At 69.7% G+C, this 17,123-nt stretch carries 13 protein-coding genes; 4 read left to right on the top strand and 9 right to left on the bottom strand.

The window, feature by feature from the left end; translation table 11 throughout:
* Positions 1 to 201 precede the first annotated feature (201 nt).
* A complete protein-coding gene (locus J5X75_RS08660) occupies positions 202 to 1,416 on the bottom strand; it encodes a serine hydrolase domain-containing protein (RefSeq protein WP_208466782.1) in 1,215 nt (404 codons plus the stop codon).
* Between the two features lie 69 nt (positions 1,417 to 1,485).
* A complete protein-coding gene (locus J5X75_RS08655) occupies positions 1,486 to 2,685 on the bottom strand; it encodes a cytochrome P450 (protein WP_208466781.1) in 1,200 nt (399 codons plus the stop codon).
* 136 nt (positions 2,686 to 2,821) lie between these two features.
* Here J5X75_RS08655 and J5X75_RS08650 point away from each other — a divergent pair, with 136 nt between their 5' ends.
* Entirely contained in the window at positions 2,822 to 4,804 is a 1,983-nt protein-coding gene (locus J5X75_RS08650; protein ID WP_208466780.1) for a cellulase family glycosylhydrolase, read from the top strand.
* Between the two features lie 716 nt (positions 4,805 to 5,520).
* Here the strand turns inward: J5X75_RS08650 and J5X75_RS08645 are convergent.
* The gene (locus tag J5X75_RS08645; RefSeq protein ID WP_307797988.1) at positions 5,521 to 6,747 is read right to left on the bottom strand and encodes a multidrug effflux MFS transporter; all 1,227 of its coding nucleotides are present in this window, start codon (positions 6,745 to 6,747) and stop codon (positions 5,521 to 5,523) included.
* 226 nt (positions 6,748 to 6,973) lie between these two features.
* On the opposite strand from J5X75_RS08645, the gene J5X75_RS08640 reads away from it, so the two are divergent.
* Positions 6,974 to 7,801 (top strand): hypothetical protein, encoded by an 828-nt coding sequence (locus J5X75_RS08640; RefSeq protein WP_307797987.1) that lies wholly within the window; start codon positions 6,974 to 6,976, stop codon positions 7,799 to 7,801.
* 45 nt (positions 7,802 to 7,846) lie between these two features.
* Here the strand turns inward: J5X75_RS08640 and pflA are convergent, their stop codons facing one another.
* The 5 genes from pflA to J5X75_RS08615 form a co-directional block, all read right to left on the bottom strand.
* Complete coding sequence (gene pflA / locus J5X75_RS08635; protein WP_307797986.1) at positions 7,847 to 8,671, bottom strand: pyruvate formate-lyase-activating protein; 825 nt, start codon at positions 8,669 to 8,671, stop codon at positions 7,847 to 7,849.
* Positions 8,668 to 10,914, bottom strand: coding sequence for a formate C-acetyltransferase (gene pflB, locus J5X75_RS08630; RefSeq protein WP_208466779.1), 2,247 nt, complete (start codon positions 10,912 to 10,914; stop codon positions 8,668 to 8,670). The genes pflA and pflB overlap by 4 nt, the downstream gene beginning before the upstream one ends.
* 87 nt (positions 10,915 to 11,001) lie before the next feature.
* Complete coding sequence (gene adhE / locus J5X75_RS08625; protein ID WP_208466778.1) at positions 11,002 to 13,626, bottom strand: bifunctional acetaldehyde-CoA/alcohol dehydrogenase; 2,625 nt, start codon at positions 13,624 to 13,626, stop codon at positions 11,002 to 11,004.
* A 243-nt stretch (positions 13,627 to 13,869) separates the two neighbouring features.
* Positions 13,870 to 15,006, bottom strand: coding sequence for a hypothetical protein (locus tag J5X75_RS08620; RefSeq protein ID WP_208466777.1), 1,137 nt, complete (start codon positions 15,004 to 15,006; stop codon positions 13,870 to 13,872).
* Positions 15,003 to 15,509, bottom strand: a complete 507-nt coding sequence (locus tag J5X75_RS08615; RefSeq protein ID WP_208466776.1) for a SigE family RNA polymerase sigma factor — start codon at positions 15,507 to 15,509, stop codon at positions 15,003 to 15,005. The genes J5X75_RS08620 and J5X75_RS08615 overlap by 4 nt, the downstream gene beginning before the upstream one ends.
* Positions 15,510 to 15,594: 85 nt before the next feature.
* Between J5X75_RS08615 and J5X75_RS08610 the strand changes: the two genes are divergently transcribed.
* Positions 15,595 to 16,086, top strand: a complete 492-nt coding sequence (locus J5X75_RS08610; protein ID WP_208466775.1) for a phosphatase domain-containing protein — start codon at positions 15,595 to 15,597, stop codon at positions 16,084 to 16,086.
* Between the two features lie 122 nt (positions 16,087 to 16,208).
* Entirely contained in the window at positions 16,209 to 16,499 is a 291-nt protein-coding gene (locus J5X75_RS08605; protein ID WP_208466774.1) for a hypothetical protein, read from the top strand.
* 100 nt (positions 16,500 to 16,599) lie between these two features.
* On the opposite strand, the gene J5X75_RS08600 is transcribed toward J5X75_RS08605, so the two are convergent.
* Positions 16,600 to 17,019, bottom strand: coding sequence for a PLD nuclease N-terminal domain-containing protein (locus J5X75_RS08600; RefSeq protein WP_208466773.1), 420 nt, complete (start codon positions 17,017 to 17,019; stop codon positions 16,600 to 16,602).
* Positions 17,020 to 17,123 lie beyond the last annotated feature (104 nt).

The following is a 17,123-nucleotide window of genomic DNA, read 5'->3' as shown; positions in this document are numbered from 1 at the left end:
TCGGACCGCTCACTTTCCGTGAGCATTGCGCTGGATGGGAGGCGTCATGGCGAAGGACAAGAAGAAGGACAAGAAGGATAAAAAGGGTAAGAAGAGCAAGAAGAAGTAGTGTCGCGGGGGGGGGGGGGGGGGGGGGGGCCCGGCCCCCCCCCCGGCCCCGCGCGCCCCCCCCCCCCCCCCCCCCCCCCCGCCGCGGTGAACTCAACCGCCCGCACCGCCGCCGGGCGCGACACCGGTGATCGCCCGCGTCTCCTCGGCGATGAGGTCCATCAGCGACACACCGTCGGCGTCGCGGTTCACGAGGATCACGCCCACCCAGCCGGTGTCCGGATAGATGCTCCAGTTGGCGCCGACCCCCGGATTGCCGCCGGCCCGCTGCAACGACTGCTGGCCACCGAGGATGTCGATCACCGTCCCGTAGGCCCCGAACGACGACGGCCCGTGCGGGATCTTCGCCGAGGTGAACACGCCGGCCCACGGCCGGTCGAGCACCGTACCGTCGTAGAGACCCCGCGCGAACCGGACCAGATCCGGCGCGGTGGCGAAGCCACCGTCACCGGGGGCGTCGATGAAGGCACGGCCCGGGTTCTTTCCGGCCACATAGGGGTACGAGCTGCCGAGTTCCAGATGGCGCAGGGCGTCCACCACCCGCCCACCCTCCACCCGCATGTACGGATGGGCGACGTCGGCCCGGGTCAGCCACCGCGGCCGGGTGTGGAACGCCGCCCCGGTCATCCCGCACCGCCGGAAGATGTTCTCCTCGACGTAGTCCCAGTAGGTCCGGCCGCTCACCGCCTCCACGATCAGCGCCGGAATGGTGGTCTCGGCCTCCGCGTGGGTGGTGCCGGGCACCCCCGGTACGCCGGCCAGCCTCGCCTGCCGGACCCGCTGCTCGTGGTAGCGGCGCACCTCGTCACGGCTGCCGAAGACCCGGTCCACCTCCTCGGCCGGCATGTCCAGTCCGGAGGCGCCGGACAGCAGGTGGTGGATGCGCACCTTCTCGGCGACGTCCGCGGCGAAGCCGGTCAGGTGCTTGCCGACCGGATCGGTGAGTTGCAGCCGCCCCTGCTGCGCCAGTTGCAGGATGGCCACCGCATGGAACGGCTTGCCCGCCGAACTGAGGCTGAACGCGGTCCCCTCGTGGTTGCGGATGCCCCGTTCCTGGTCGGCCCAACCGTAGGCGCGCGACAGCAAGGTCCGGCCCCGGTACGACAGCAGCACCACACCGGAGAATTTGCCCTCGGCGGCCAGCCCGGCCACGTACCGGTCGTAGGCTCCGCCGGGCCGGGTGTCCGGCGGGATCCGCCCCGCGGGTTCGGCCTGGGCGGATCCCGTGCTCACGAACGGCGCGCCGGCCGCCACACCGGCCCAGGTCATCACGCGCCGCCGGTCGATGCCACGTCTCGAAGTATCCATGTGTCCACTCAAGACGTACGCCTGTTGCGGTGCCGTATGCGATTTTCGATATGCCTTCGATAGACCGGGTCAGAAGGCCACCTGCAGGGAGAGGAGCCGGTGACCGAACGGCGGGGTCGGTTGCCGGTCCGGGGTCCGGTAGGCGGGGCGCAGGTCCGGGCAGCGGTCGAGCAGGATCCGCAGGCACTCGTCGGTCTCCATGCGGGCGAGTGCAGCGCCCAGGCAGTAATAGGTGCCCATGCCGAAGGAGAGGTGCCGATTGCGTTCGCGGGTGATGTCGAAGACGTCCGGGTCCGCGAAGACGGCGGGGTCGCGGTTGGCGGCCGTCAGCGCGAGGTAGATGTGCTGCCCGGCCGGCACGGTCTGGCCGGCCAGTTCGACGGGTTCCCTGGTGATGCGGCCGATGACGCCGGCCGGGCCGCCGCAGCGCAGCATCTCCTCGACGGCGGAGGGCATCAGGTCCGGATTCCGGCGGAGCCGGTCGAACTGGTCCGGGTGGTCGAAGAGCAGCAGGAGCCCGTTGGCGATCAGGTTGGCGGTGGTCTCGTGGCCGGCGAAGAGCAGCAGGACGCAGTTGGCGACCGCCTCCTCCTCGGTGAGGACGCCCTCGGCCTCGGCGGCCATGAACATGCTGAGCACGTCCTCGCGAGGCGCGCGGCGCCGGTCGGCGGCGAGGTCCCGCAGGTAGTCGTGGAATTCGAGCATGCTGCGCTGCGTCTCGCGCAGTTGTTGCAGGTCGCCGTTGCCGAAGATCGGCAGGAGGTCGCGGGACCAGGCCTGGAGCTGCTCGCGGTCGCTGACCGGCATGCCGAGCAGTTCGGCGATCACGTTGGCGGGCAGCGGGTAGGCCAGATCGTGGACCACGTCCATCTGGCCCTTCGCGGCGACGGCGTCGAGCAGTTCGTGGGTGAACTCGCGCACCCGCGGCCGGAGGCGGTCGACCATCGCCGGGGTGAAGTAGCGCTTGAGCAGCTGCTGGAAGCGGACGTGGTCGGCGGGAACGGTGTGGCCCATCCACATCTCGACAGCACGGCGGGCCGGGCCGAGTTCCTCGTGCTGGAGGGCGCGGGCCATGTTGGCGCTGTCCATGCGTTTGTCCCGCAGGGCCGCGTTGACGTCGGCGTACCGGGTGAGCAGGTAGGCGTCGAGCGGGGGCAGCCAGGCGAGCGGGCTTTCGGTCTGGATCCGGCGCAGGTAGCCGGTGGGGTTCGCCATCGCCTCGGGAGTGAACGGGTCGTAGTCCTGCACTGTCGCGGCATGGTCACTCATGGTGCCGATTCTGGCCGAATTGCGTGATCGTCATCTATCCTGCGTTTCTTAAACTCGCTAACTTTGCTGGTTGACCCGCTGGGAGCGCGGCCATACGGTGACATCGATCACACTCGATGTAGCCAGGAGAACGCGCATGAGGAGTCGCATCGTCGCCGTGCTGGCGGCCGTGCTCGGTTCGCTCGCCGCGACCGCACCGGCCGTCGCGGCGCCGGAAACGCCATCGCCGTCGGCCGGGTTCGTGGTGCGGGACGGCCACCGGCTCGAGCTGAACGGGAAGTCGTTCCGGTTCGGCGGGACGAACAACTACTACCTGTTCTACAAGAGCCGGGCGATGGTCGACGACGTGTTCGCCGACGCCCGGGCCGCCGACTTCACCGTGCTGCGCACCTGGGCGTTCGGCCTGATCGGCAACGCCGACGGCAGCAACTCGGTGGCGCCGGCCCCCGAGGGCGTCTACTTCCAGTACTGGGACGGCGAGAAGCCCGCCTTCAACGACGGCCCGAACGGCCTCGAACGGCTGGACTACGTCATCGACGCGGCCCGCCGCCACGGCATCAAGCTCGTGCTGCCGCTCACCAACAACTGGTCCGACTTCGGCGGCATCGATCAATATGTACGCTGGCGCGGCGGTCAATATCATGACGACTTCTACACGGATCCCGTCATCAAGGGCTGGTACCGCGACTACATCGATCACGTGTTGAACCGCGTCAACACGATCACCGGGGTCAAGTACAGGGACGACCCGACGATCATGACGTGGGAGCTGGGCAACGAGCCGCGCTGCAAGGGCTCGGGCGTCTACCCGCAGAGCACCGGATGCACCACACAGACGATCACCGCGTGGGCCGACGAGATGTCCCGGCACATCAAGAGCATCGACACGAAGCACCTGGCCAGCGTGGGCGACGAGGGCTTCTTCTGCGACGGGCCGGACGCCCCGGACTGGATCGACAACTGCGGCGAGGGCATCGACACCATCGCGCTGACCAGATTGCCGGCCATCGACGTGATGTCGTACCACCTCTACCCGGACGGCTGGGGCAACCGCACCGCGCAGTGGGGCTCCGACTACATCACCCGGCACAACCGGGCGGCCCGCGAACTGGGCAAGGCCTCGATGCTCGGCGAGTTCGGCTGGAAGAACAAGAGCACCCGCAACCCCGTCTACCAGCAGTGGATGAGCGACTTCACCCGTACCGGTGGAAGTGGTTTCCTGTATTGGATCCTGTCCGGATCGCAGGACGACGGCACCCTGTACCCGGACTACGACGGCTTCACCGTCTACTGCCCGAGCCCGGTGTGCACGACCATCACCAACGCCTCCCACGAGATCGCGTCAGGGCAGCGATCGCTGCCACCGGTCGCCGACCACGACACCGCGGTGACCGAGTTCGACACCCCGGTCACGCTGCGGCCGGCCGCGAACGACATCGCCTACCGCACCAAGGTGCAGCCGGCCAGCATCGACCTGGATCCGGCCACACCGCAGCGCCAGACGACCCGGACGGTCCCCGGCGGGACGTTCGCGGCGGCCGCCTCCGGCGACCTCACCTTCACCCCCGATCCGGGGTACGTGGGACGCGCGGCCGTCTCCTACACGGTCAAGGACCAGGCCGGCCGCACGTCGAACGTGGCGACCGTGACGGTGACCGTGAAACCCGATCCGGCCGCGGTGGCGGTGCTCGCCTCGTTCGAGACCGGCACCGAGGGGTGGGCGTCCGCGCCGTGGCAGGCCAACGGCGGCACGGTCGAGCAGACCACCGCGTTCGCCACGCACGGCACCCACGGGCTGCGGGTGAACGCGGCCGACGGCGGGTGGTTCGGCGTCACCTTCGCCGAGCCGATCGACCTGTCCACCCGTACCGCGCTCAAGTACGACCTGCGGACGAGCCCGACGGCCGGCACCAACGCGGCGATCGCGGTGCAGACCGGTTCCGGGCTCGCCTGGTGCCAGTCGAACTTCACCTGGGTCAACCAGGACTCGACCACGACAGCGACCATCGACCTGCTGTCCGCGATGTCGTGTGACAGCACGGCGCTGGCCGACGTCCGGATCCTGTGGATCTACATCAACCCGGGCACCGTCGACATCGACCACGTCCGGGCCGAATGATCCAGCGCCTGTCTCGGACGGCCGTCCCGTCCGAGGCAGGCGCTGTAAAACCGGTGTGGCCGAGGTCCGCGTCCCGGTTCCGGCTCCTTTTCCGGTACGGGTGTTCCTCGCTCCCGTCGCATCCACCCCGTCCCGTCCGGTCGGCGCGTGCTCACTGCCCGCTCCGGCCCGTGCCGCGCCCGCCGGGCGTAGATCGGTTGGATACCCCGCGCGTGCCACCCCTCGCGCCGGGTGGGTGGTGACTGCCAGGCAACCGGGGCGCTGATCCCGGCCACCACGCCACTCGCGCCAGGCCGATGGTTGCGGTAGTGCTCGCCCAGGCAACCGCGACGCCAATCCCGGCACCACGCCACTCGCGCCAAGCGGTTGCTTGCGGTCGCGCCCGCCAAGCAACCGGAGTGCTGATCCCGGCCACCACGCCACTCGCGCCAAGCGGTTGCTTGCGGTCGTGCCCGCCAAGAAACCGGAGTGCTGATCTCGGCCACCACGCCACTCGCGCCAGGCCTGGCCGGAATGCGGGCGACCGTAACCGGCGGCACCTGCGGAGGTGACGGGCGGCCGGCCTGCCCGGGCACCGATCTCAGCCCGGCGGGCGCGGCACAGGCCGCAGTGGGCAGCGAGCACGCGCCGACCGGACGGGACGGCCCTGAAAACGCGGGACGAGGACACGCGTACCAGGAAAGGAACGGAACGCGGACCTCGGCCACGAAGGATTTCTAGTGCACCAGGGCCGCCACCGGCTCCGGGTCGGTGACCGGAAGCTGGTGGGGTCGCACCACCAGGAAGAACACCGCGGTGGCGGCCACCATCCCGCCGGCCACGACGACGGCCATCGCGACCGCGCCGGCGCCGAGCAGCCCGACCACCGGCGCGGCCAGCGCGCCCACGCCGAACTGGACCGCGCCGAGCAGGGCGGCCGCCGTGCCGGCCGCCTCACCGTGCCGGGACAGGGCCAGCGCCGGGGCGTTCGGCATGGCCAGGCCGACCATGGCGAGAACCAGGCCGAGCGGGACGAGAATGCCGGCCAGACCACCGAACCCGGTGACCGCGGTCAGCACCAGCACCGCGCCGAATCCGACGCCGGCGAGCAGCGCGACTCTCATGATCTGCTGCGGTGTCCAGCGCAGCAGCAGCCGTACGTTGACCTGGGTCGCCCCGATCAGGCCGATCGCGCCACCCGCGAAGATCAGCGCGAACTGCTGCTCGCTGAGGTGGTAGCCGTCCTGGAACACGTACGAGGACCCGCTCACGTAGGCGAACAGCGCCGCGAACGCGAGCCCCGCCACCAGGATCAGCCCCACGTACACCCGGTCGGTGAGCAGCCGCCCGTAGTCGCGGGCCGTGCCGATCAGCCCCTCGTTGCGGCGCCTGGCGACCGGCAGCGTCTCCGGCAGCACCCACGCGGACACCGCCATGATCGCGACACCGGCGAGGGCCAGCACCACGAACACGCCGCGCCACGACGTCCAGTTCAGGACCAGGCCGCCGATGGTCGGCGCGAGCACCGGGGCCACGCCGATGACCAGCATGAGCCGGGAGAAGATCCGCGCCGCGTCACGCTCGGAGAACAGGTCGCGCACCATGGCCATCGCCACCACCGACGCGGCGGCGGCGCCCAGGCCCTGGAGCACCCGCAGGATCCCGAGGGAGATCACGCCGGGGGCGACGACGCAGAGCGCCGACGAGATCACGTGCACGGCGGTGCCGGCGAGAAGTGGGCGGCGGCGGCCGAACGCGTCAGAGAGCGGGCCGATCAGCAACTGGCCGAACGCCAGGCCGGCCAGGGTGCCGGTGAGGGTGAGCTGCACGGCGGCGGCGGTGGTGTGCAGGTCGTCGGTGATGGCCGGAAGCGACGGCAGGTACATGTCGATGGTCAGCGGCCCGAGCGCGGAGAGAAGTCCGAGTACGAGAACGATGCGGAAGCGGCTTCGAGGCGGGGTCACAGGCACTTCTGCGACAAGTCGCGCCGCTGCGCGGATCTTCCGGCTCGAGGGATTCAGTAACGCCGGTCACGCGCACGTCTTGCCGAAAACGTTTTCGTAAGGCAGCCTGTGCCGGAGACGATACGCATCGATTGGGGCTGATGCGTGTGGTCCGTCCGGTGATGTCCCATGCACGGAGCCGACCGGACGAAAACCCATCCTCAGGAACTACTGTCGTGGAGGTTCCGTGCGAACGAAACGCCTGGTCACACTGGTCGCCGCACTGCTGGCGATCATCCTCGTACCCACGTCGGCGCAAGCCGCTCCCCCGACCTGGAGCCCGCCCGCCAACCTGGTCACGCCGCTGGCCCAGGTTTGGCAGCACCAGGAGCAGACCTACAACAACGGCAATCTGTACGGGTTCCGAAACTACGGCTGGGACCAGATCATGGCCAACCGTGGCTACATCAACTACTGCGTCCGCTGGGACTCGTCGGCGACCGTCACCGCCGCCCAGCGCGACCAGATCCACGCCGCTCTCGCCCGGCAGCACAAGAAGTGGATGGACGAGCTGGTCGGGCACAACGCCTGGCCGTACGGTGACGTGCCGGTCCGCGTCGTCGGCTGGGCCGTGCGCAACCGCTCGCAGTTGCAGTGGACCGACACGAGCGTGGCCGTCTACGTGGGCGACATCCGCGAGAACGCCCCGCAGTGCTCGGTGCCGTGCGGGCGGTTCTTCAACCAGAACGGCCAGTACCCGAACTGTCCCGGCGGCTACGCCCGCCACTACGACCAGTCGCTGTGGCTGACCGACGGCTTCGGCGGCGGCGCGGGCGGCGACTGGGGCCAGCGGATGGGCCGCGAGTACTTCATGAACAACATCAACGCGGCGAACATGCACATCCTGCTGCACGAGATCGGCCATACCTGGGGCCTGGACGACTTCTACGACTGGACCCCGTCCGGCGTCAGCAACTTCATCATGCGCGCCGGCAGCTCCACCTCGATCACCGAGTTCGACGCGTGGATGCTGCGTGACTGGTGGCGGCACCTGAAGAGCCGCTACGGCTACTGAGACGCCGATGTCCCGGCCGGGTGCCGCCCGGCCGGGACGGTTCTCTCAGGCGGTGGTCACCCACAACCCGCGGCGGGTGAAGTGTTCGGCCGCCGCGGCCAGTTGCTCCGCGGTCGGCGGGACGGTGTCCGGCAGCGGGTAACGCAACCCCAGCTCGCGGTATTTGGCGACGCCGAGCCGGTGGTAGCTGAGGATGTCGACCTGCTCGATGATGCCGCCGTCGTCCACCGAACCCCAGCGGGCCGCGTATTCGGCGACGCCCTCGATGTTGGCCGGGTCGTCGGTCAGCCCCGGCACCAGCACGAACCGGATCCGGGCGCGGTTGCCGCGGGCGGCCAACCGGTCGCCGAAGACGATGGTCGGATGCAGGGCGACGCCGGTGAGCTTGCGGTACGTGTTCGGGTCGCTGGACTTGACGTCCAGCAGCACCAGGTCGGTGTCGTCGAGCAGCTCGTCGGTGGCGCGGGCGCCGAGGAACCCGGCGGTGTCCAGCGCCGTGTGCATCCCCTCCTCCTTGCAGCGGTGCAGGTACGCCTCGACGAACCGGTTCTGCAGCAGCGGCTCCCCACCGGAGACCGTCACCCCGCCGCCGGCCGCCTGGATGAACCCCCGGAACGACAGCATCTTGGCGACCAGGGCGCTGAGCGTCACCTGCTGACCGTTGCGGCCCTCCCAGGTGTCCGGGTTGTGGCAGTACAGGCAGCGCAGGTGGCAGCCGGCGAAGAACGTGACGAACCGGGTGCCCGGGCCGTCCGCCGCGGTGACGACGTCCCACGAGTGCACCGACGCGACCGGCTCTCCGGCCGTCGGATGCGCCCCGACCGGGGTGATGCCCAGGTCAGGGCGCTGGATGACGACCTTTCCGGTCACAGCGCGCCGTGGAAGGTACGGGAGATGACGTCGCGCTGCTGCTCCTCGGTGAGCCGCACGAAGTTGACCGCGTACCCGGAGACCCGGATGGTCAGCTGCGGGTAGTTCTCCGGATGCGCCATCGCGTCCTCCAGGGTGTCCCGGTTCAGCACGTTGACGTTCATGTGGAAACCGTCCACCGTCGAGTAGCCGTCCAGCACGCCGACCAGGTTGCGGACCCGCTCCTCGCGGCTGTTGCCGAGGCCGTTCGGGGTGACCGTCGTGGTCAGCGAGATGCCGTCCAGGGCGTCCCCGTACGGCAGTTTCGCCACCGACAGCGCGGCCGCGACCATGCCGTGCGAGTCCCGGCTGTTCATCGGGTTCGCGCCGGGGGCGAACGGCTGCCCGGCCCGCCGCCCGTCCGGGGTGTTGCCGGTGTGCTTGCCGTACACGACGTTCGAGGTGATCGTCAGGACCGACTGGGTGTGCACCGCCCCGCGGTACGTCGGGTGCTTGCGGATCTTCGCCATGAACGTCTCGACCAGGCCCGCGGCGATCAGGTCGGCCCGGTCGTCGTTGTTGCCGTACGTCGGGAACTCGCCCTCGACGGTGTAGTCCACGATCAGGCCACGCTCGTCGCGGACCGGCCGGACGGTCGCGTGCTTGATCGCCGACAGCGAGTCGGCGGCCACCGACAGGCCGGCGATGCCGCACGCCAGGGTGCGCAGGACGTCGGTGTCGTGCAGCGCCATCTCGATGCGCTCGTACGCGTACCGGTCGTGCATGTAGTGGATGATGTTGAGCGCGTTGACGTAGGTGGCGGCCAGCCACTCCATCATCACGTCGAACCGCTCGGCCACCTGCCCGTAGTCGAGCACGTCACCGTCCAGCGGCGGCAACTGCGGGCCGACCTGGGCGCCGGAGATCTCGTCACGGCCGCCGTTGATCGCGTACAGCAGGGTCTTGGCCAGATTGACGCGGGCGCCGAAGAACTGCATCTGCTTGCCGACCGCCATCGCCGACACGCAACAGGCGATCGCGGTGTCGTCGCCGAACTGGGGTCGCATCAGCTCGTCGTTCTCGTACTGGATGGCACTGGTGTCGATGGAGACCTGCGTGCAGAAGTCCTTGAAGCCCTGCGGCAGCTTCGGTGACCAGAACACGGTCAGGTTCGGCTCCGGCGCCGGGCCCAGGTTGTAGAGCGTCTGCAGGTAGCGGAAGCTGGTCCGGGTCACCAGCGGCCGCCCGTCGGTGCCGATCCCGCCGATCGACTCGGTCACCCAGGTCGGGTCGCCGGAGAACAGCTCGTCGTACTCCGGCGTGCGCAGGAACCGGACGATGCGCAGCTTGATGACGAAGTCGTCGACCAGTTCCTGGGCCTGCTGTTCGGTCAGGATCCCCTCGGCGATGTCGCGCTCCAGGTAGATGTCGACGAACGTGGCGGTGCGGCCGAGCGACATGGCCGCGCCGTTCTGCTCCTTCACCGCGGCCAGGTAGGCGAAGTACAGCCACTGGATCGCCTCACGGCCGGTGGTGGCCGGGCCGGAGATGTCGTAGCCGTAGCCGGCGGCCATCTCCTTCAACTCGCCGAGGGCACGGATCTGCTCGGACAGCTCCTCACGGCGGCGGATCGTCTCCTCGGTCATCGCCCCGCCGGCGCACGCGTCCTTGTCGGCCTGCTTCGCGGCGATCAGCATGTCCACGCCGTAGAGGGCGACCCGCCGGTAGTCACCGATGATCCGGCCACGGCCGTACGCATCGGGCAGGCCGGTGATGATGTGCGAGCGGCGGGCCGCCAGGATGTTCGGGGTGTAGGCGTCGAACACGCCGGCGTTGTGGGTCTTGCGGTACTTGGTGAAGATCTCCGCCACCCGCGGGTCGGGCGCGTACCCGTACGCCTTGAGGCCGCCCTCCACCATCCGCCAGCCGCCGTTCGGGATGATCGCGCGGCGCAGCGGGGCGTCGGTCTGCAACCCGACGATCAGCTCGTTGGCCTCGTCGATGTAGCCCGGTTTGTGGCTGGTGATCGTCGACGGGGTGACCGCGTCGACGTCGTAGATCCCCCGCTCGCGCTCGGCCGGGAACATCGCGGTCAGCCGCTGCCAGATGCCCCGGGTACGGTCGGTCGCACCGGACAGGAACGAGGAGTCACCGGTGTACGGCTCGTAGTTGGCCTGAATGAAGTCACGCACGGCGACACCGGCGCGCCAGGTGTCACCGGCGAATCCCCGCCACGCGTCGAGGCCGGTCACGGTTGTGCTCATCTCGAGTCCCCCTCTCCGTGCGGTCCTCATTAACGACATTCGGCGGGGACCGCACCGCCCTGAGCCCACGACTCGGATTCGCGGGGCTCAGTCCTGCTGGTAGTAGGCGGCCCGCATCAGTTCCTGCATGTCGTCGAGCATCGGCATCCGCGGATTGGCCGGGGCGCACTGGTCCTCGTACGCGTTGAGCGCCTGCTGTGGCATCGCGGCCAGGAACGCCTGCTCGTCGACGCCGAGCCGGGCGAACGACGGCTCGATACCGACCTTGGAGCGCAGCCGCTCGACCGCGGAGGCCAGTGCCTCCACCGCCGCGTCCGCATCCGGGTCACCGTCCGACAGCCCGAGCATCGCGGCGATCTCGGCGAGCCGCTGCGGCGCCCGGTAGTTCTCGTACTTCGGCCAGCCGGACAGCTTCGACGGGGCGCTGCCGTTGTACCGGATCACGTGCGGCAACAACACCGCATTGGTACGGCCGTGTGCGATGTGGAAGGTGGCGCCCAGCGTGTGCGACATGGCGTGCACGATCCCGAGGAACGCGCTGCCGAACGCCATGCCGGCGATCGTGCCCGCGTTGTGCATCCGCTCGCGGGCGTCCGGATCGCCGTGCATCACCGACTTCTCGATGTTGGCGAAGATCAGGCGGATGGCGTGCAGGGCGAGACCGTCGGTGAAGTCGTTGGCGTACACCGACACGTACGCCTCGATCGCGTGGGTGAGCGCGTCGAAGCCGCTGTCGGCGGCGATCGACCGCGGCATGCTGGCCGTCAGCGCCGGGTCGACGATCGCGACCGTCGGGGTGAGCGCGTAGTCGGCCAGCGGGTACTTCTTGCCGGTGCGGTGGTCGGTGATGACCGCGAACGGGGTGACCTCCGCCCCGGTGCCCGAGGTGGTCGGCACGCACACCAGGCGGGCCTTCTCGCCCAGCGTCGGGAACCGGAACGCCCGCTTGCGGATGTCGAAGAACTTCTCCCGCATGTCCGAGAAGTTGATCTCCGGGTGCTCGTACTTGAGCCACATCACCTTCGCCGCGTCCATGGCCGAGCCGCCGCCGAGCGCGATGATCGTGTCCGGCCGGAACGAGCGCATCAACTCGGCGCCGCGGTCGACGGTGGTCATCCGGGGCTCCGGCTCCACGTCGTCGATGATCTGGAGAACCGCCTGGTTCGATCGCCGCTGGAGCACCCGGCTGATCCGGTCGACGAAGCCCAGCCGGGTCATCGTCGCGTCGGTCACCACGGTCACCCGGTTCACGTCCGGCATGTCGGCGAGATAGCGGATCGCGTACGGCTCGAAGTAGATCTTCGACGGCACCTTGAACCACTGCATGTTGTTGTTGCGCCGCCCGATCCGCTTGATGTTGATCAGGTTGACCGCCGACACGTTGTTCGACACCGAGTTGCTGCCGTAACTGCCGCAGCCCAGCGTCAGCGACGGTACGAACGCGTTGTACATGTCGCCGATGCCGCCCTGCGACGACGGCGAGTTCCAGATCACCCGCACCGCTTTGACCCGCTTGCCGAACTCCACGACCAGATCCCGGTCCTCGGTGTGGATGGCGGCGCTGTGCCCGAGCCCGTGGAACTCCACCATCTCGGTGGCCGCCCGCAGGCCCTCCTCCCGGGAGCCGACCCGGATCAGGGCCAGTACCGGGCACAGCTTCTCCCTGGTCAGCGGTTCGTTCGGGCCCACCTCGCCGACCTCGGTGAGAATGATCGACGTCGTCGGCGGCACCTTGAAACCGGCCCGCTCGGCGATCCACGCCGGCGACTTGCCCACCACGTCCGCGTTCAGGCGGGCGCCGCTGCACGCCGTACCGTAGGCGGTCACGCCGAAGATGAACTCCTCCAGCATCCGCTTCTCGTCCGGCGAGGCCAGATAGGCGTGCAGCGCCCGGAACTCGTCGAGCGCGGCGTCGTAGATCTCGTCGTCGACGATGGCGGCCTGCTCGGAGGCGCAGATCATGCCGTTGTCGAACGACTTCGACAGCACGATGTCGTTGACCGCCCGCTTCAGCTTCGCCGACGACTCGATCCAGGCCGGCACGTTGCCGGCGCCGACACCCAGGGCGGGCTTGCCGGTCGAGTACGCCGCCCGCACCATGTTGTTGCCACCGGTGGCCAGGATCGTGGCGATCCCCGGGTGGTGCATGAGCGCGGTCGTCGCCTCCACCGACGGCCGGTCGATCCATTGGATGCAGTTCTCCGGCGCGCCCGCGGCCACCGCCGTGTCCCGGACGATCCGCGCGGCCTCGACGCTGCACCGCTGGGCCGCCGGATGGAACGCGAACACGATCGGATTGCGGGTCTTGAGGGCCAGCAGCGCCTTGAAGATCGCCGTCGACGTCGGGTTGGTGACCGGGGTGATGCCGGCGACCACGCCGACCGGGTCGGCGATCTCGATCAGGCCGGTAATGTCGTCTTCGCTGATCACGCCCACCGTACGCAGCTTCGCCATGCTGTTCGTGACGTGCTCGCAGGCGAAGATGTTCTTGACCGCCTTGTCCTCGAAGACGCCGCGCCCGGTCTCCTCGACGGCGAATCTCGCGAGCGCGCCGTGCTTGTCGAGAGCGGCTACCGATGCCTTCTTGACGATGTGATCGATGCGCTCCTGGTCGAAGCCCTCGTAGTCGGTAAGTGCCTTCAGCCCGGCGGTGACCAGCGCGTCCACCATGATCGAAACGTCGGAGGGGGCACTCTGCTCGGTGTTGGTCATGATCGGATCCCTCGGTCGGTGGCGGGAGGTCTGCCGGGCCGCCGCCAGCAGACTCACCTTCCGAGGATGGACCCGCTTAGGTGCTCTGACCTGGGAAACGACGGATTCCGTCGGCCCGGCGGTGCCCAGTCGCCACAGCCGCAACACCGGCCGGTTCCGGTCGATGCCGTCGCGGCGCGCTGACGCTCCCCGAAGCCGGCGGCGGGCCTCCCCCGTGGCGAGACCCGCCGCCGTGCGACGGTGCTACCGGCCGAGCCAGTCCAGGCCGGCCGGATCGATCTCGACCTGTTCGGCGATCCTCCGGAGGTCGCCGGTGGTGAGCCCGGCGCCGCTGCCCACGAGGGTGAGCAGGCGGTTCCCGCCGAGATCCACGACCAGGTAGAGCAGGTCCTTTCCGGCCTCGTCGGTGCGCACCGGGATCCGGGCGGGGCGGCCGCCGACGGTCAGTTCGGTGCCACCGGACGGCGCGTCGGTGGTGAGGCCGACCACGACGGAGAGCTGCCCGGTCGCCTGGAGGTGTCCGTCCTTGCTCTCCTTCCGCTGCTTCTCCGTGTCGGTGACCAGCTGGTTCTTGACCGCGGAGAACTCCGCCCGCCACTGCGACGGCGACGGTCCGCTGACGGTCGCGCTGGTGGTGATCCATCCGTCGGGCAGCCAGTTCAGGCGGGCCGGGGCGCCGGTGACCCCGGTGTCCGGCCGCACCGAGCGGGCCATCCGCAGCAGGTCGTTCTTGCTGATGTCCAGCTTGCCGGCGCTCAACAGCAGGACGGTGTTCTGGGCGGGATGCCAGACCACCGACGACTTGCGGTCGTTGTGCGACGGCGAGTAGTAGCCCGGCACGCCGTTCACGTCGACCCGCTGACCACTGCGGTCGATGTCGGCGCCGGTCATCTCGGAGAAGACCGACAGCGACAGCTCGGCGCCGGTCCACGGGTCGCCGGTGCCGACGTTCTGTTTCCAGACCCGGCGCAGCACGGGACCGAAGCCGTCGCCGGGGTCGGCGGCACTGGCCATCCGGATGTGCTCGGCGAATCCCGGCGGCGCCCAGGTGGGCCGGAAGCCGAGGCCGACCTCGGCGGGCACGGGCTCCTGCGGGGGAACACCCGGGGACGCCGGGGCGCTGGTGGGCGCGGTGCCCGGGGCGGCCGGTTGCACGGTGGCCGCGATCCCGGTGTCGTCGCGCAGGGCCAGCGACGGCACGGTGACGGCGGCGACAACGGCAGCGGCCGCCACGATCGCGCCGGCCAGGCCGTACCGTCGCTGTTTGCGGATCCGGGCCGTGCGCCGCGGCAACGCCGCGCGGACGCGGTCGGCCGGTGGGGCCTGGTCGGCGCGCAGTTCCTGCGCGGCCCGGATGAGTTCCTCGATGTCCCTGGTCACGGCTTCTCCCCCGTGGGCACGAGCGGCGCGGGCAGGGCGTTCTGCAACGCGGCCAGCGCACGCATGAGATGGGTACGGACGGTGACCGTTCGGCATCCGAGCACCTCCGCGATCTGGTCGACCGCCAGGTCCTCGTAGAAGCGCAGCGCGATGACCGCACGCTGCCGGGGTGGCAGGGTGGCGATCAGGCGCAACATGGCGTCCCTCTCGTCACGTTGCACACTGGGGTCGGGCGCCTCGGGCAGGTGCCCGGCCAGCGTGTCGGTGGCGAGCGGGATCGACTGAGCCGCCCGGCGCCGCCGCCAGGACAGGAACTCGTTGACCACCATGCGTTTCACGTAGAGTTCCGGCGCGTCCATGCGGCTGATTCGCGCCCAGCGGGCCTGCGCGCGGACCAGCACGTTCTGGGTGATGTCCTCGGCCAGGTGCGGATCCCACGTGACCACGGTCGCGTAGCGCACCAGGGCGCCGAGGCGGGCGGATACGAACTCTTCGAACGTCACGGCAGGGAAACGCCTCCACGGGCGCCGATTGATGACACGCCACAGTATTCGCTGTGCCGATCCCGGCCTGACGTAGCATGCCCGGATGGTTGGGCACGGGGTGCGGCCGCTGGCGGTCTTCGACGTGGACGGGGTGGTCGCCGACGTGCGGCACCGGCTGCGCCATGTGGCCCGCCGGCCGAAGAACTGGGCGGCCTTCTTCGCGGCCGCCGGCCGGGACCGGCCACTCGCGCCCGGCGTCGATCTGGTTCACGAGTACGCCCACGACCATGATCTCGTGTGGCTGACCGGGCGCCCCGAGCATCTGCGGGTGGTGACCGAGCGGTGGTTCGCCGAGCACGGCCTGCCGGAGGGGCGGTTACTGATGCGCCCGGAGACGGATCGCCGGCCGGCCCGCGACTACAAGAGCGACCGTCTGCGGCGACTGGCGGCCGCGGCCACGATCGCGCTGGTCGTCGACGACGATCCGGCGGTGGTCACCCGGCTGAAACGGGACGGATTCCCGGTACGGCTGGCCGATTGGGTGCCCTACGAGAGGTCGCTGCGGGAGGCCCAGGAGCGTCTCGGCCGTACGTGACCGCCGGATTCTCGCCATGCGGCGTTTTATGCCCGTTTTGCACTTTCTGGGACATTACGCGCAGAATGGCCGGAGCGCCGCGAAGTCCGCGGCAGCCGACCGGCTATGAAAGGTGGCACACGATGAGCACCCGAGGCACGATTCGAGGCGGCCTGATCGTTCTCGCCATGGCGGGGGGAGCGCTCGCGGCGAGCCCGGCGCTGGCGTCCCCGCCGCCGCCCGCACAGCAGGGCAGCACCGCCTCCGGCCCGCAGAACTACGGCCCGCAGGCCGCCTCCGGCCCGCAGGCCGGCGCCGCCCGCGTGAAGTACGGGTACGACACGGGCGTGCTCCCCACGGCCAGCCGGGCCCTCGCCTTCGCGAACGTTCCCCGGCTGCGCTCGCTCGCCTGCGTCGACTGGTTCTGCGCCTGAATCGCGCAGACGCCCCACGACCGGACCGGCGGGCGCGCGGAATCCACTCTGCCGCCCGCCGGACGCGTCACACCGGGAACCGGCGGGCGCCGACGCCGGGTCAGCCCTCCTTCTCGCCATCCTCACGACGGCGCAGATCCTCCTCACGGCGGCGCAGATCGGCCTCCCAGTCCTTCATCAGTTTCTGATCCTCGGCCTTCTCCCTGGCGTGCCGGGCGGCGAGATCGCGAAGGAACGCGGGGTCGTCGTCAGGAGCCGTCGAACGCCGCGGGCGCTCGCTCTCCGGGAAACCGCTGCCGGGACGCCAGGTGGTGCCGTTGCTCAGCCGAACCGGGCTCGGCGGGCGGCCGGCGACGAACCAGACGATCGCGCCGATCGGCGAGAACAGCAGGATGAGCAGCACCCAGACGACCCGGGGCAGCGCCCGGATCAGCGCCTCGTCGGAGGACAGGCAGTCGATCAGCGCGACGACGATGAGGATCAGATTTATCAGGGCGAACAACGAATAGACACGAATCACCCGGCGGATCTTGCCAAATTCGGCGCACAGCCGCTGCCCCGGCCCTCGACCCCCGCATATTCATAGCTTCGACCTGCGGGAAAGCGCTTGCCTAGATCGATTGT

Source organism: Actinoplanes flavus (genome assembly GCF_017592555.1).
Lineage (GTDB): Bacteria > Actinomycetota > Actinomycetes > Mycobacteriales > Micromonosporaceae > Actinoplanes > Actinoplanes flavus.
Note: the sequence above shows the minus strand (reverse complement) of the source record. Positions and strands in the feature narration are given on the sequence as shown.